Origin of the sequence: Bradyrhizobium sp. (genome assembly GCF_027307225.1) — a bacterium.
Lineage (GTDB): Bacteria > Pseudomonadota > Alphaproteobacteria > Rhizobiales > Xanthobacteraceae > Bradyrhizobium.
In genome coordinates this window covers 1-15,956 of sequence record NZ_DAHUXJ010000041.1, presented here as the reverse complement: position 1 = coordinate 15,956, position 15,956 = coordinate 1, and the positions used below count along the sequence as shown (strand labels likewise).

At 63.4% G+C, this 15,956-nt stretch carries 12 protein-coding genes; 9 read left to right on the top strand and 3 right to left on the bottom strand.

Annotated elements, in window-relative coordinates:
• The first annotated feature begins 331 nt into the window (after positions 1 to 331).
• From M6D32_RS06690 to M6D32_RS06665, 6 genes are all read left to right on the top strand, one after another.
• Positions 332 to 1,498 carry a DNA topoisomerase IB gene (locus M6D32_RS06690; RefSeq protein WP_298254602.1) on the top strand — a complete coding sequence of 389 codons (1,167 nt, stop codon included), beginning with the start codon at positions 332 to 334 and terminating at the stop codon, positions 1,496 to 1,498.
• Between the two features lie 750 nt (positions 1,499 to 2,248).
• Positions 2,249 to 4,768 (top strand): DEAD/DEAH box helicase, encoded by a 2,520-nt coding sequence (locus M6D32_RS06685; RefSeq protein WP_298254600.1) that lies wholly within the window; start codon positions 2,249 to 2,251, stop codon positions 4,766 to 4,768.
• Positions 4,769 to 4,910: 142 nt separating this feature from the next.
• Positions 4,911 to 5,225, top strand: a complete 315-nt coding sequence (locus tag M6D32_RS06680) for a hypothetical protein (RefSeq protein WP_298254598.1) — start codon at positions 4,911 to 4,913, stop codon at positions 5,223 to 5,225.
• Between the two features lie 137 nt (positions 5,226 to 5,362).
• A complete protein-coding gene (locus M6D32_RS06675; RefSeq protein ID WP_298254596.1) occupies positions 5,363 to 6,535 on the top strand; it encodes an NEW3 domain-containing protein in 1,173 nt (390 codons plus the stop codon).
• Positions 6,532 to 7,518, top strand: coding sequence for an ABC transporter ATP-binding protein (locus tag M6D32_RS06670; RefSeq protein WP_298254594.1), 987 nt, complete (start codon positions 6,532 to 6,534; stop codon positions 7,516 to 7,518). Before M6D32_RS06675 ends, M6D32_RS06670 begins: the two co-directional genes overlap by 4 nt.
• On the top strand, positions 7,508 to 8,470 hold the full coding sequence (locus M6D32_RS06665) for an ABC transporter permease subunit (RefSeq protein ID WP_298254592.1): 963 nt from the start codon (positions 7,508 to 7,510) through the stop codon (positions 8,468 to 8,470). The genes M6D32_RS06670 and M6D32_RS06665 overlap by 11 nt, the downstream gene beginning before the upstream one ends.
• Before the next feature lie 161 nt (positions 8,471 to 8,631).
• On the opposite strand, the gene M6D32_RS06660 is transcribed toward M6D32_RS06665, so the two are convergent.
• The 3 genes from M6D32_RS06660 to tsaD form a co-directional block, all read right to left on the bottom strand.
• The gene (locus tag M6D32_RS06660) at positions 8,632 to 9,045 is read right to left on the bottom strand and encodes an EVE domain-containing protein (RefSeq protein WP_298254590.1); all 414 of its coding nucleotides are present in this window, start codon (positions 9,043 to 9,045) and stop codon (positions 8,632 to 8,634) included.
• Between the two features lie 316 nt (positions 9,046 to 9,361).
• Positions 9,362 to 10,342, bottom strand: a complete 981-nt coding sequence (locus M6D32_RS06655; RefSeq protein ID WP_298254588.1) for an NAD(P)H-dependent glycerol-3-phosphate dehydrogenase — start codon at positions 10,340 to 10,342, stop codon at positions 9,362 to 9,364.
• A gap of 265 nt (positions 10,343 to 10,607) precedes the next feature.
• Positions 10,608 to 11,699, bottom strand: a complete 1,092-nt coding sequence (gene tsaD, locus M6D32_RS06650; protein WP_298254586.1) for a tRNA (adenosine(37)-N6)-threonylcarbamoyltransferase complex transferase subunit TsaD — start codon at positions 11,697 to 11,699, stop codon at positions 10,608 to 10,610.
• Positions 11,700 to 11,944: 245 nt separating this feature from the next.
• Between tsaD and M6D32_RS06645 the strand changes: the two genes are divergently transcribed.
• The 3 genes from M6D32_RS06645 to M6D32_RS06635 all read left to right on the top strand — a co-directional run bounded on the left by M6D32_RS06645 (position 11,945) and on the right by M6D32_RS06635 (position 15,789).
• The gene (locus tag M6D32_RS06645; RefSeq protein ID WP_298254584.1) at positions 11,945 to 12,676 is read left to right on the top strand and encodes a uroporphyrinogen-III synthase; all 732 of its coding nucleotides are present in this window, start codon (positions 11,945 to 11,947) and stop codon (positions 12,674 to 12,676) included.
• 245 nt (positions 12,677 to 12,921) lie between these two features.
• Complete coding sequence (locus M6D32_RS06640; protein ID WP_298254582.1) at positions 12,922 to 14,067, top strand: hypothetical protein; 1,146 nt, start codon at positions 12,922 to 12,924, stop codon at positions 14,065 to 14,067.
• A gap of 9 nt (positions 14,068 to 14,076) precedes the next feature.
• Complete coding sequence (locus M6D32_RS06635; protein ID WP_298254580.1) at positions 14,077 to 15,789, top strand: heme biosynthesis HemY N-terminal domain-containing protein; 1,713 nt, start codon at positions 14,077 to 14,079, stop codon at positions 15,787 to 15,789.
• Positions 15,790 to 15,956 lie beyond the last annotated feature (167 nt).

The window sequence follows — 15,956 nt, the reverse complement described above, 5'->3', positions numbered from 1 at the left end:
CGCCCGCGCCGATCACGCCGACAAGCGCAACGACTACGACCTTCGGCGGGCTTTTCTGTTGCACCGGTTCAACTCTCGGCGCGGCTCCGCTCGATCCTTCAAACTGACCGCGATTCGGGTGAGACTTAAGACCGCAGGGCAGGGCTGCATCTGGCCCGAAAGGTATTTAGAAACCTCATCCGGAAAAGCCGGGGCTGGTGCGTTAAGTCATTCCCCCCTAAATGGCCTCGCTTGGGCCGAATGACCCCTTTGGGGGGCGCAGGCCCATGCCGGAACAAACAGAATCAGCCGGCATTAGCAGGGTAAGCGTTGGAGCAAGGCGTCTAAAGCTATGATGGATCAGCAGAATTTTGAGACTGCGCGGCCGGATGCGGCCGGTCCGGAGGTAGCTTTGGCCAAGGCGCTGGGACAATGGCCCAAGCTGGAGCCCGCCAAGCCAGGAACCCGCGCCCGCAAGCGCGCCCTCCCGACGGCTCCCTCGGTCGAGATTCTGGCGAAGGATCTCGGCCTGACGCTTGGCGAACAGACCCAACTCACCATCCGCCGCGTCAAGCGCGGCAAGAGCTATTCCTTTGTGCGCGCCAACGGCTCGCATATCCGCGATACCAGGACCATCCGGCGCCTGCACGCGATGGCGGTACCGCCGGCCTATGCCGAGGTGCGCTACGCGCCCGATCCGAAGTCGCATTTGCAAGCCGTGGGGCGCGACGCCGCCGGCCGGCTGCAATACCGCTATCACGCCGATTGGGAAAAGGTCCGCGAGCACCGCAAGGCGCATCGCCTCGCCAAGCTCGTCGGCGCTTTGCCGAAAATTCGCCGCCACGTCTCGATGCATCTCGCCGGCGACGCGCCGACGCGCGAGTTTGCGCTTTCGGCCGTGATCGAACTGATCGCGCGCACCGCGATCCGTCCGGGCAACGAGACCTACGCGCGGATGAACGGTACGCGTGGCGCCACCACGATGCTCAAGTCCAACGTCACGCTCGAGGACGATTGCTTCGTGCTCTCCTTCAAGGCCAAGGGCGGCAAGGCCGTGCGCAAGGAATGCGATGCGGCGAAACTCGTGCGCGCGATTCCGATTTTGCGGACCCTGCCGGGCAGGCGCCTGTTCCAGTATCGCGATGCGTCGGGCACGGTGCGCACGGTTTCGACCACGGCCGTGAATTCGTTCCTGCGCGAGATCGCCGGCATCAAGATTTCGCTGAAGGATTTCCGCACGCTGATGGCCTCCGCCGTGGTGCTGGAATCGCTGTCGCGCGTTTCCCCGGCGTCGAGCCAGCGCGGCCGCAAGCGCCAGGTGGGGGACGCGATCCGCGCCGCCGCCGATCAGCTCTCCAACACGCCCGCGATCTGCCGCAAGAGCTACGTGCACGACACCATCGTCACCGCGTTCGAGGACGGCATTCTGGAGCGCTTCGCCGCGACCATGAAAGGCTACCGCACGCAGAAGAAGCGCGAGCAGTTGCTGGCGCAGGTCGTACTCGCCGCCGCGGCATAGAGTTCTTTCCTTACCTTCTCCCCTTGCGGGAGAAGGTGGCGCGGACAACGTCCGTGCCGGATGAGGGGTCTTTCGCACGCGACGGGCTCTACCCCTCACCCGCCTCGCTTTCGCTCGGCACCCTCTCCCGCAAGGCGAGAGGGTTAAGTGCGGCACCGGCGGGCTCAACATCAGCAAGACACGCCTCTTCGTCCCCGCGGCTTTCTTTCACCCGAGCTCTTCAAATCGTTGTCCCTCTCTCGAGAGGGCGCAGGGAATGCCGGGCGCTCGCCGCGCCCGCAGCCTTGCGTGAAAAGAAAACACGCAAGTGTAGTCACCGCAGGTTTGCCGAAAACGTCCCGGCATTCCCCGCGCGAATGGTTTTACGGCTTATAGCGCGCTCTCCCTGGTGAACCGGGCTTTCTTGCCACCATCATCGACCCAATGCCGAAGCATCATTGTCGACTTGACGCCAGCGTCGGGGCGTCAGGACCACGCGACTTCGCCGTCCGCTTGTTTGCGTATTCGTCTCTTACGCAGTAAGCGTCCATCGCATCCCGCGCCCAACGTTTGGTGACGATGGCCAACGTCCCTCTGTCTCTGAGCCCAGGACGCGCGAAGAAGTGCCAGTGATTTGCCCGACGTCGCAAGTGAAAAATGCGCGACAGATTGGCATGACGGGCAAATCAACGAGAGCGGCGAGGTTGTATTGGATTTACGGTGCTCGGCAGCCTAGAGTGCGCTGAATGTAAACCCGCGAGGCCATGGAATATGGTAAACTTCGGCAAGCGACTAGCCAAAAAGGCGAGCGCCAAGCCTGTGGATCCGATCAAGATCTACAGCACGCTGGACCGTACGCACGACAAGGGGCCTCTTCGCCCATCTCAGGAGGCGGTGCTTCAGGAATGGAACGCCCGTCAGGCCTCCACGCGCGACGTCATCGTCAAGCTCCATACCGGTCAAGGCAAGACGCTTGTTGGCTTGCTCATGCTCCAGTCGCGGCTCAACGCAGAGAGGGGACCAGTGGTTTATCTGTGCCCCGATCACTTTTTGATCGCTCAGACCTGTGAGCAGGCAAGACAATTCGGCATCCGAACATGCACGGCCGAGGACGACCTCCCCGATGACTTCCTGAACTCTAGCCATATTCTCGTAACCTCGGTTCAGAAGTTGTTCAACGGCATAACAAAGTTCGGATTGAACAAGACGTCGATCGAAGTCGACACGGTCCTCATGGATGATGCACATGCTTGCGCTGACCGAATCAGGGAGGCGTGTCGCATCCGCATCCCGAGCGATGAGCCTGCGTATGCCGCGTTAAAGGCGCTCTTCGCAACCGAACTTGAGCAACAAGGCGTCGGCACGTTTGCAGATATCGAAAACGCCAAACGCGAGGCTTTGCTTCCAGTGCCCTATTGGGCATGGACTGAGCGGGAGAGCGAAGTCGCTTCGATTCTATCGGCTCAAACTCAGCGGAAGTCTGTAAGATTCGCTTGGCCGCTGCTGCGCGACATACTCGTGCATTGCCAGTGTATCGTCTCGGGTGCCGCGATCGAGATCGAGCCATATGTGCCACCTCTCGATTCCTTCGGATCGTACTCGCGCGCGGTGCACCGCATCTTCATGTCTGCGACCGTGACCGACGACGCATTTCTCGTAAAGGGATTGAGACTTTCACCCGAGACAATCACGGCACCCCTCACTTATGACCGCGAGACTTGGTCTGGCGAAAAAATGGTTATCATCCCCTCACTAATTCATGAGGAATGGGACCGAGATTCGATCGTTAATGGCTATGGCAAGCCCGATGCCAGCCGAAAGTACGGAGTCGTCGCGCTGACTCCGAGTTTTGCGCGGAGCAAGGCTTGGGAGGACAACGGTGCCTTAGTTGCGGTCCGTGACACAATCGAAGACGCCGTGAACGCTCTTCGACGCGGGGAGTGCGAGAAGACGGTTGTATTGGTGAACCGATATGACGGTGTCGATCTCCCCGACGATACCTGCCGCATCCTAGTCTTCGACTCCCGACCATATTCGGAGAGCCTCATCGATCTTTATGCTGAGCAGGTGCGCCCAGGCAGCGAAGCGACGCTAATGCGTACAGTGCGGGCGGTCGAGCAGGGTATGGGGCGCAGCGTTCGTGGCGAGAAAGACTATTCCGTGATCGTGGTAATAGGCTCCGATCTGGTACGCCTCATCCGTGAGAAAGCGACACGCCGATTCCTATCCCCACAGGTCAATAAGCAGATTCAAATTGGACTCGACGTTACCGATATGGCGCGTCAGGAGTTAGCTGAAGGCGAAGAACCCAGCAAGGCATACGTCACGCTGATCAAGCAGTGCCTCTGGCGCGATCCGGAGTGGAAGGCATACTATGCCGAGCAGATGGATGGGATTGTCCCGCGCGGTCCGAACGAGAGTGTACTTAAGCTCTATGCGGCCGAACTCGCGGCGGAAGAAGCTTACACCGCTGGCGATTACGTCGGTGCCTCTGAGCGTCTCCAAAAACTCATGGATGATGGCCACGTCGATAAGGACGATAAAGCATGGTATCTCCAGCAGCGCGCCCGCTACCATTATCGCTCAGATCGGACCGAATCTCAGGCGCTACAGGTCGCAGCGCATAAAAAGAACCGAATGTTGTTGAAGCCGCCAGGCGGCGTAACGGTTACGAAGCTTACCATTGTTAGTCAGGGGCGGACGGAACGCATAGCGGCCTGGGTGCGGGCATTCGGAACCTACGCGGAGATGGATGTGACTGTGTCCGACATCCTCGGGCGTTTGCGCTTCGGCGTGAAGGCGGACAACTTTGAGCACGCGTTTGACGAACTTAGCCGCGCGCTGGGGTTTGCGGGTGAACGCCCGGATAAGGAGTGGAAGGAAGGGCCCGATAATCTCTGGGCACTTGATGATACTAGGTATCTCATCGTCGAGTGCAAGAGTGAAGTCGACGTCACTCGAGCGGAGGTCAACAAACGCGAGGCCGAACAGATGAATCGGTCCGCCGCTTGGTTCGATAAGCATTATAAAGGTATGCAAGCTAGGCGCCTGATAATCCATCCCGCCAAACGAATCGAGAGCGCTGCCGCTTTCACACACGATGTACAAGGTGTGCCGGTCGCTGAATTGCGCAAGTTCGAGAAGGCTTGCCGGGAATTCTTTAAGGGCTTCGAAGGACAGAATTTCGCTGACCTGTCGCCCCAGCATATCCAGAAGATGGTGGATTCTCACCATCTATCCATAGATGACCTGCTTACCCTTTACTCGCGTAAGCTCAAAGACGTGAAGTAGAGCGCATTCGATCTGGCATGGCTTTATCTAGAGAAATGGCTTTATCTAGAGAATGCTGAAAGCCCACGCCTCAGCTTGCGCATATATTTCGGCTCCTCGGCCGCCAGCCGCATCGACAGCTGTAAAGATTTCACCGACGGCTATGGCATCGAATTTCTTGTCGGCCGTGATGTACACGCGCGAACTTGCCGGTCTTATCGGTCGGATCGGAATCCGTTCCTTGATCACGTCGGCGACGCCGACGATCTCTGGAACCGCGCAACTGCGACACATTGGCACGACGGGCAAATCGCGCGGATGTGACAACGCATATCCAGCGCGAAGCAACGATGGCGCCTTCGTCACGGCGAAGAGCGAATGCGAACGCTTGCTACAACGGCAGCTGCAAATTTCGCAAAAGCCGCGTCGCGAAATCTTCGCGCAACGCGGATTGCGAAAACAAAAGTCTAAAAACTAAAGTCTGACTCTACTTCACTCACTTGTAACTGGCACGCCGAAATTTTTCGGACGTAAGACGGGAGCGTTGTGGCTCTCTCGCGCCCGGCGGCGCGGCACACGTCCCAAAGAATAGCTCACGTTAGCAGGAGTGTTGTCATGCGAGCGTTCGCTCTCGCCCCCATTGCTCTCTTCGTTTCGACCTTGCTTGCTCCGGCCGCGATCGCGGCCGACGAGCACCAGCCCACCATCAAGGGCCTTTACCTGATGACCGATTATCCCGCGGTTACGATCAGGCCAGGCACCACCTCCAACATTCCGTTGCGACTTCAGGACTACGGTCTCGCGCCGGAGCGATATGAGCTCTCGGTATCTGGTGTGCCGGGCGGCTGGACCGCAACGATCCTCGGTGGCGGTCAGCCCGTGGCAGCCGCGATGCCCGCGCCCGACAAGGACGTTTCGTTGCAGCTGCGGCTCGACGTGCCCGCGAGCAGCAAGCTCGATCAGCAAACGCTGACGGTCGAAGCGAAAGGGGAGGGCAACCAGACGAGCCTGCCGATTCAGGTGGCGCTCGCCAAGGAACTGCCGGCCAAGCTCACCGTGAAGGCGCAACTGCCTTCGCTGCGCGGCAGCCCGAAATCCAATTTCGAGTATACGCTGACCATCAAGAACGATTCCGGCCGCAATTTGAATGTCAGCTTCGGTGCGCAGGCGCCGCAAAATTTCGAAACTTCGTTTACCGAGGCCTATGGCAGCCAGGAACTCTCCTCGATTCCGATCGACGCGGGTCAATCCAAGGACATCAAGCTGCACGTGCGGCCGCCGAGCACGGTGGATGCCGGTCATTTCCCGGTCACCGCAACGGTGAAGGCGGGCGATGCTTCCGCCACCGCCGATCTCGCCCTCGATGTCGTCGGCCAGCCGCGCCTGCAGGTAGCCGGACGCGATGGCCTCTTGAGCGCGCGCGCGGTTGCCGCAAAGCAGAGCTCGATCCCGATCGTCGTGACCAATACCGGCAGCGCGCCGGCCGAGAACGTCAAGCTGTCGGCGAGCGCGCCCTCCGGTTGGAAGGTTGCGTTCGATCCGGCCACCGTCGATCGCCTGGTGCCGGGCAAGGATGCCGAAGTCCAGGCGCTGGTGACGCCGAGCGACAAGTCGCTCGCCGGCGACTACATGGTCTCGGTCAACGCCAATTCGCGCGGCGAAAACGCTTCCAGCCAGTTCCGCATCACCGTCAACACCTCGACCGTGTGGGGCATGGTGGGCGCCGGCGTGATCGGCATTGCGCTGCTTCTGATGCTGACGGCTGTAGCGAGGTTCGGACGGCGATGAGCGAAACCGGGAAAGAAATCGCCTCTGCGTCGCCCGCCACGGTGATCGCAGCTGATGGTCTGACCAAGCGCTATGTCAACGCCAGCGCCGTCGACAACATCAGCTTCGATATCGCCAAGGGCGAGGTGTTCGGCCTGCTCGGTCCCAACGGGGCCGGCAAGACCACGACGATCCTGATGATGCTGGGGCTGACCGAGATTTCATCGGGCCGCATCAGCGTGCTCGGCTTCGATCCGGCGCGCCAGCCGCTCCAGGTGAAGCGCCGGGTTGGCTATCTGCCGGACTCCGTTGGCTTCTACGATCAGCTCTCGGCGGTTGAAAATCTCAGCTACACCGCCACGCTGATGGGGCTTTCGCTGAAGGAGCGGCGGTTCCGGATCGAACAGGCGCTCAAGCGCGTGCGTCTCGACGATGTGGCGCACAAGCGTGTCGCGACTTTCTCGCGCGGCATGCGCCAGCGGCTGGGGCTCGCCGAGATCATTGTCAAGAAGGCCGAGATCGCCATTCTGGACGAGCCGACCTCCGGCCTTGACCCGCAGGCGACACGGGAATTTCTCGACCTGATCCGCGAGCTCAAGGCCGAGGGCATTACGGTGCTGCTGTCGTCGCATCTGCTCGATCAGGTGCAGCGCATCTGCGACCGCGTCGCGCTGTTCCAGTCCGGACGCATCGTGCTGATGGGCTCGGTCGCCGAACTCTCGGTACAGGTGCTCGGCGCAGGCTTCGCGGTGGAGGTCGAGGCGGAGGGAAGCGGCATCGCGCGGCGGCTCGCCACGATTCCCGGCGTGTCCAATGTGGAGACGCTCGCCGAGGATCGCTTCCGCATGACAGCCGAGCGCGACGTGCGCCCCGACGCTGCGCGCGCGGTGGTCGCGGTGAACGGATCGTTGAAGCGCCTGTCGGTCGATGAACCAAGTCTGGAAGCGATCTACGCCCGCTACTTCCAGGGCCAGCAAGCGGGAGATGCGCGTCATGCGGCGTGAGGGCTCCCCGTTCCAGGGCCTCGGCACCGTCTTTGCCAAGGAACTGGCCGACAACGTCTCCAGCGTGCGCATGCTGGTGCTGGAATGGCTGATCGTGCTGACGGCGCTCGCCGCGCTCTACGGCGCGATCACCAACCTTCGCACCAACACCGCCGAGGATCCGTTCCTGCTGCTGCGGCTGTTCACGCTGTCGAATTCGCCGCTGCCGTCGTTTGTCGCGATCCTCGGATTCCTGATCCCGCTGATGGCGATCGGGCTTGGCTTCGATTCCGTCAACAGCGAGTTCAACCGCCGCACGCTGTCGCGTATCCTGGCGCAGCCGATTTACCGTGACGCGCTCCTGACCGGAAAATTCCTCGCGGGCCTTGCGACGCTCGCCGTCAGCCTCACCGCGCTGTGGTTGCTGGTGATCGGGCTCGGGCTGATCTTCCTTGGCGTGCCGCCCGGCACGGAAGAGATTCTGCGATCGCTGGTGTTTCTCGTGATCGCGATCTTCTATGCCGGCGTATGGCTGGCGCTCGCCATGCTGCTGTCGATCGTGTTCCGCTCGCCCGCAACGGCGGCGCTGGTTGCGCTCGGCATCTGGCTGTTCCTCACGGTGCTGTGGCCGATGCTGGCGCCGGCGCTGGCGCAGATCATCTCGCCGCCCGATCCGCGCTATGCCGCACTCGGGCTCGACACGCCCGACACAAGCCTTTGGGCGCAATTCCTGATGCGCATCTCGCCGAACGATCTGTTCGGCGAAGCGATGCTGGCGATCCTGTCGCCGACCACGCGCACCCTAGGCGCGGTGTTCCTCGATCAGCTTCGCGGGGCGCTGATGGGCGCGCCGCTGCCGCTCTCCGAGAGCATCATGATCGCCTGGCCGCAAACTGTCGGCTTGATCGCGGCGAACATCGTGCTGTTCGTCGCCGGCTACGTCGTGTTTCAGCGCCAGGAGGTGAGGGCGTGATGGCATTTTCCGCCTCAGTCAGGAAACGCCGCTGATTCTGTCGTCATGGCCGGGCTTGACCCACGGCTGTCCATCCCTATTGAAAAATGCTTTTTTCGAAGCGTGATGGATGCCCGCGTCAAGCGCGGGCATGACGGCCGAGTTGGCTGACGCGATGAGGTTCACACCCCGCCCATCTTGCAGACGTATTTCCATTCTTCGGCCGTCACCGGCTGTACCGAGAGGCGTGAGTATTTCACGAGCGCCATGTCGGCGAGCTTCTTGTCCGCCTTGATCGCGGCCATCGTCACCGGCGTCTCCAACGGCTTGTCCGCCTTGATGTCGACGCAGACGAATTTTCCGGTCTTGTCAGTCGGATCGGGATAGGCCTCCTTGATCACCTCGGCGATGCCGACGATCTCCTTGCCCTCGTTGGAGTGATAGAAAAACGCCTTGTCGCCCTTCCTCATGTTGACGAGATTCTGCCGCGCGGTGAAATTGCGCACGCCGGTCCAGGCCTCGCCCTTGGCGCCTTTCGCCACCTGCTGGTCCCACGACCAGGCCGAAGGTTCGGATTTCACCAGCCAGTAATTCATCGCGACTCTCTCCCCTTGTCATGGCCGTGTTTCGCCCGGCCATCCACGTCTTCCTTCTCTGCATTATCCAAGACGTGGATGCCCGCGACAAGCGCGGGCATGACGAAAGAGAGATATCTCGCGCCTTGTTACATCCCATTATCGCCCTGTCGCGATGACGATCATCGCTGGCGCGGTGTCATTCCCCGGATGCGGCGCAGCGCCCCTTGGCGGTGCGCTGCTGATCCGGGGTCCATATTCTTCATTCCTTGCGTGCGTGGGTCCCGGATCTGCGTCGCGTCATGTCATGCCGCGCCGCGTCCGGGACACGAAACCCTCACCCCTCCGCCTTGAACGGGCGCATCAGCAGGCCCTGAACGGCATCGTCGATCGTCACCGCGCCGCGCAGGATGTCGGCGACCGCGTTGGAGACCGGCATATCGACGTCCTCGGCCGCCGCCAATTCCACCAGCACCGGCGCGGTGAAGGCGCCTTCGGCGAGCTGGCCGCTCGGCGCCGCCTCGCCGCGTCCGAGCGCCTGTCCGAGCGCAAAGTTGCGTGACTGTGGCGTTGAACAGGTCAGGATCAGATCGCCAAGGCCTGAGAGACCGACCAGCGTTTCGCTGCGTGCGCCGAAGGCGCGGCCGAAGCGGGCGAGTTCGGAGAAGCCGCGCGTAGTCAGCGCAGCCTGCGCCGAGGCGCCGAGATTTTTGCCGACGGCAATGCCGGCCGCAATCGCGAGCACGTTCTTGGCCGCGCCGCCGATCTCGACGCCGCGAACGTCGCTCGTGTGATAGGGCCGGAACGTCGCCGAGCCCAGTGCCTGCACCAGCTCGCTCGCGAGCTTTTCGTCTTCGGCTGCGAGCGTTACCGCGGTCGGCAGGCCGCGCGCCACGTCGCTGGCAAAGCCCGGCCCCGACAGGATCGCCGCGCGCGCCTTCGGCGCCACTTCCGCGATCACCTCGGTCATGAATTTATGCGTGCCGCGCTCGATGCCCTTGGCGCAGGCGACGAGCGGCGTGCCGTCCTTGAGGTGCGGCGCGAGCGCTGAGGTCGCGGCGCGGAGATTTTGCGCCGGGGTTGCGATCAGAATAGCGTCTGCCAACGCGGCGCTGGCAAGATCGTTCGTCACCTGAATGTTGGCATGCAGGGTCGCACCGGGCAATTTCGGATTGCTGCGTGCGGATGCAATCGCAGCGGCGGTCTCGGCGCTGCGCGCGCAAAGGATCACGGTGCGCCCGGCGCGCGCCGCGACGCCGGCCAGCGCCGTTCCCCACGCGCCCGCGCCGACCACTGCGATGGAGTTGAATGCGCTCATCGGCTGCCTCTCAAAACTCCGCGCGTTCTTATCTCTCCCCCCGCGAAGCGGTGGGGAGGGAAGGCCGAAGCGAAGCGTAGGCCAGGGTGGGGGGCCGATCTATCGAAACACCCCCCACCCCGACGCTCGCTTAGAACTCGCGTCGACCCTCCCCACCACTCGCTGCGCTCGCGGGGGGAGGGATAAAAAAGCGCGCGTTCGGCCCTGCCTAACATGGGGAGATGAGAGTGGCATGCGGTGTGAAGGTCTTCACGCATCACGCCTCTCAAAACCCCGCGCGGGTGTTGGCGTAACCTGCCGGCGCCGTGGCGCCGGCGTCGAGCAGCCAGCGCGCTCGCGGCACGGTGTCCATCGTATCGGTCAGGCCCAGCGCCAGCCGTTCGGCGCCGGCCCACGCGATCATCGCGCCATTGTCGGTGCACAGCGCGGGCGGCGGAATGATCAACGTGGTCTCGGCTTTCGCCGCCACCTGCTGCAACGCGCCGCGGATCGCCTGATTGGCGGCGACTCCTCCGGCTGCGACCAAAGCGCGCGGCGCACCGAACCGCTCGTGGAACAGTTTGATGCCGACGCTCAGCCGATCGGCCGTCGATTCCAGCACGGCAGCCTGGAAACTCGCACAGAGATCGCGGATGTCCTGCGGTTCCGGCGCTATCAGTCGTGCGGCTTCGTTGCGTACTGCGGTCTTTAATCCCGACAGCGAGAAGTTGGCATCGTTGCGCCCGAGCATCGGCCGCGGCAACGCAAAGCGCGTGGGATCGCCGCCGCGCGCGGCGCGTTCGACCTCCGGTCCGCCGGGATAAGGCAGCCCGAGCATCTTCGCCACCTTGTCGAACGCTTCGCCGATCGCGTCGTCGACGGTAGTGCCCAGCCGGACATATTGGCCGATGCCGGTGACGGCGACGATCTGGGTATGCCCGCCGGAGGCGAGAAACAGGCAATAGGGAAACGCCAGCGCGCAGGTCAGCCGCGGCGTCAGCGCATGCGCCTCGAGATGGTTCACTGCAATCAATGGCGTGTCGTGAACCATCGCGATCGCTTTGGCGGTGGTTAAGCCCACGATCACGCCGCCGATCAGGCCGGGCCCGGCGGCGGCCGCGACTGCCGACAGCTGCGCAAAGCCCACGCCCGCATCCTTCATCGCGGTGTCAATAATGCCGTCTAACAGGTCGATATGGGCGCGCGCGGCGATTTCCGGCACCACGCCGCCATAGATCGCATGCTCCTCGGTCTGCGACCTCACGATATTCGACAGGATCTTCGCGCTACCGTCGCTTGCGCGCTCGACCACGGCGGCTGCGGTTTCATCGCAGGTGGTCTCGATCCCCAGCACCAATGTTCGCGCGTCGTCAGCCAATCTAGCACCCACTTTTCGAAGTTCGTACTCAATCGCAGCGCCCACCTTTACGAACTTCGAAAAGTCATGGGTGCTAGCAAACTTATTGATTCTGGAGCCGCTTTCCATTTGAAGTTCCTGGAAGGAGTTAGCCGCTTGCGGTGCAGGAACTTCAAATGGGCGGCGCCAGCGCCCTTGTACTTTCTGCCGATCCGGCGTTTCCCTATTCGGTAGCATTGCGCCTTCCAGCTGGGAAGTTCGATTAGATGGCCATTCTCGTCACGCGCCCGCTTCCGGACGGCGAGGCCACCGCGAGCGCCTTGCGCGCCAGGGGTTTTGAGGTGCTGCTGGCGCCGATGCTGCGGTTTGAGCCGGTCGCCTTCCAGGACGATGGCGATGCCTCCTACGGCGCGGTCGTCGTGACCAGCGCCAACGCGCTGCGCGGGATCGAAGCGCGGCTGCAAAACAGCCCCTTGCTGAAGCTGCCGCTGTTTGCGGTCGGCGAACACACCGCGCAGGCCGCGCGCGCCGCCGGCTTCGCGAACGTCATCTCGGCCAACAGCGATGCAGAAGGCCTGCGCGAACGCGTTATGGGATCCGTGAAGGCGAAGGCACTGAAGAAGACAAGCCCGCTGCTTTATCTGGCCGGCGCCGACTTCGCCCGCGACCTGCCGGGCGAGCTCGGCGAGCGCGGTTTCACCGTGGTCACCCAGACCACATACCGCATGGCGGCCGTCGCCGATCTGCCGGAGAAAGCCCGCAAGGCCTTTGCAACCGATGCCGTGGAAGCCGTGCTGCATTATTCAAGGCGCAGCGCGCGGGCGTTCATCGAGGCGATTCGCGCCGACGGCGTTGAAGTATCGGCGCTCTCGCTGCCACAATACTGTCTTTCCGCCGGCATTGCGACCGTGTTGCGCGATGCCGGGGCGGTGCGGGTGGTGGTTGCCGCCTCACCCGACGAGGCCGCGTTATTTGCCGCGCTTGTGCAGCGGATTTGACATTCGCTCACACCGCTCAGAGCAACGCACGCGAATGTCAAATCGGGGACACCCCTAAAAATCTATCTTTGCCAGTGGTCCTGAATTCTAACATTCGCCAAAGTAGGTCACGAAACCGGGAGCGGAAGGTAGAATCAGACTACTGACTACGTGCTTTGTTCTGATGATCGCGCTACAAGGCGCCGGTCGTGCGGCGAATTTGAAGTTCCTGTCAGTCTCGCCGCAAGTTCGTTAGAGGAATCCGCATGGACGACAACAGGCCCGATGATCCCACGCTGTCGCCGGATTCGGGCCGGCCCAGGCGCACCCCGCCGACCATCGACCTCGAAGCGTCCGAGGTGACGAAACCGGCTGAAGAAACAAGCCAGGAAAACACCAGCCGGAGTGAGGATACCAACCCCTCGTCCAGGCCTGCGTTGGCGGCGCTGCACCCGTTTTGGATCGCCGGTGCGACCGGCGCGGTCACCGCCGCCCTCGTCCTGGCCATTGTCTGGGCGGTGGGATGGCCAGCCGAGCCGGCGCGTCCCATCGCCGAGATCAATACCGGCGCCATCGAGGCGCTGACCTCCCGCGTCAGCGATCTTGAGGGACGAGTGTCGAAGCCCGCAACGCCAGACCCGGCAGTGGCGTCGCGGCTGGATGCGCTGTCAGAATCGCTCGCCTCGCTCAAGAACGACGTGAGCACCGCCCAGGCCCAATCGCAAAAACTCGCGGCCGAGCTCGATGCGGTGAAATCTGCGGCCCCGGCCCCGGCCGCCGCATCAGCTGTGCCGGATCTCTCGGATATCAAGGGACGTCTGGCCGAGGTCGAGCGCGCCGTCAACGCCGACAAGGAAAGCCTTGCAAAGGTCACGGGCAAGCCGGCCGACGACACGGCGCTGCGGCGGCTGGTCGTCGCCTCGATGCTCGAGATTTCGGTTCGGCAGGGGGAACCGTTTTCCGAGGCGCTGAACGCGGCCAAGGCGTTGGCGGCCGATCCGCAGCCGCTCAAGCCGCTTGAGGATTTCGCATCGTCGGGCGTGCCGAATCCGGCGGCCCTCTGCCGCGAACTGTTGACGCTGGTGCCGAAGCTCGAGCCGCCTTCGCCACCGAACGCCACGGCCAGCACCAGCATTGTCGATCATCTCAAGGCAGGCGCCGCAAAACTCGTCCGCATCGAGCGCACCGATGCCGTGGGCAATAACCGCGGCGCCATCGTCGCCCGCGTCACGGCCGCCGCCTTGCGCAACGATTTGCCGGAAGCGCGGCGCGAACTGAACTCGCTGAATCCTGACGACCGCGCCGTGGCGCAAGCGTGGCTTGCGAAAGCCGGCGAGCGGGATGCAGCGGTCGCAGCCTCGCGCCACTTCGCCGCCGAGGCGATGGCGGCGCTCGCCAAGCCTGCGCAATAGACCCAAGCGATGTACCGGATCATCCTCTTTCTGTTGCTGGTCGCACTGGCGGCCCGGGGCGCCGCCTGGGTCGCCGACCAGCCGGGCGACATCGTGCTGTCGTGGAACGGCTGGCGGGCGCATGCCACGCTGCCGGTCTTTGCGCTTGGACTTGGCATCGCCATCGTCGTGGCGATGATTGGCTGGAGCATCCTGCGCGGGCTCTGGCGGCTGCCGGAGAAAATCCGCCGGTCGCGGCGGGAGCGCCGTCACGCGCGGGGCCGTCACGCGATCACGCAAGGACTGCTTGCGATCGGCCATGGCGATGCCGCGGCTGCGCGCCTGCACGCCGATGTGGCGCGCCGCCATGCCGGCGCCGATCCGCTGACGCTGCTGTTGCATGCGCAATCGGCGCAGTTGGAGGGCAACCGCGCTGCCGCGCGTGAGGCATTCCAGTCCATGGCGGCGCGCGAGGACACGCGGCTATTGGGCCTGCGCGGATTGTTCATCGAGGCGCAACGCGCCGACGACGTCGGTGCCGCGGTAGCGATCGCGGAGGAAGCGCTGAAGGCACAGCCGTCCTCGACCTGGGCCTCGCAAGCCGTGCTCGGCTTTCGTTGCGCGAGAGGCGACTGGGTGGGGGCGCTTGCCATTCTCGAAACCAATTACGCGTCCGGCCTGATCGACCGGGACACCTATCGCCGCCAGCGTGGCGTGTTGCTGGCGGCGCGTGCGCTCGAACTCGAGACCGTCGACCGCGATCAGTCGCGCGAGGTCGTGATGGAGGCGGTGAAGCTGGCGCCGACGCTGGTGCCGGCGGCCGTGCTCGCCGCCAAATTCCAGAGCGAGGCGCATCAGATCCGCCGCGCCATGCGGATCGTGGAAACCGCGTGGCTGGCGCAGCCGCATCCGGATCTGGCCGACGCCTATGCCCACGTCAAACTCGGCGATTCCGCGCGCCAGCGTCTGGTGCGCGTCGAAACGTTAGCCGCGAAGGCGCCGGGTCATCTCGAGGGCGCGCTGGCGGTCGCACGTGCCGCGATCGATGCCAGCGAGTTTGGCAAGGCCCGCGACGCCTTGGGCCGGTTCGTCGACGCGCCGACGCAGCGCGTGGCGATGCTGATGGCGGAGATCGAGCGCACCGAACATGGCGACAGTGGCAAGGCGCGAGCCTGGACGTTGCGGGCGGTGCGTGCGATGCACGATGCGGTCTGGACCGCGGACGGTTATGTCTCCGACAAATGGCGGCCGGTATCGCCGGTATCGGGGCGTCTCGATGCCTTTCAATGGCAGACGCCGCTCGCCGCGCTGCCGTCCGCCGGTGGCGCCATCGAGCCGTCGCCGTTCGAGCAGGCGATGCTGGCGGCAAGCCCGCCGCGCGCGGAGCACGTGAACGAAATTGAGGACGCGCCAAAGGCCGAGTACAAGAACAAGGCTGAGCAGGAGGATGCGCCCACGGCTCCGTCCTTAGCCGAGGCCGCACCTGCGCCGCCGCCCGCGAAGCCCGCGCCTGCCGTTGAAGCGGTGGCCCCGCCACCCCTGCTGTTTCGCGCCCGCACCGACATTCCCGCAGGAAGCGAAAAATCCGCGTCCGTCATTCCGGCGGTCATTCCGATCATTCGGCCGCCCGACGATCCCGGCGTCGATGACGGAACCGGGCCGGACGAGTTCGCCGAGATATCTTCGCCGGCGCGCGGCCAGGCCGGCGGCTGGCGCGGCTTTCTTTCCCGCATGCGCGGCTGATTCGGGCCCGTTTCTTATCCTTCCCTCGCGGGACTGTATGGACCGGGGACATCGAGGACAATTTTGACGCCCGTTCGGGGACATCGAGGACACTTGCCGGACCTCTTAAGGGAGGTTTGGCAAGGGGGTCATTTCGATGCCTTGGCGGGAGCTTACGGTGATTGATC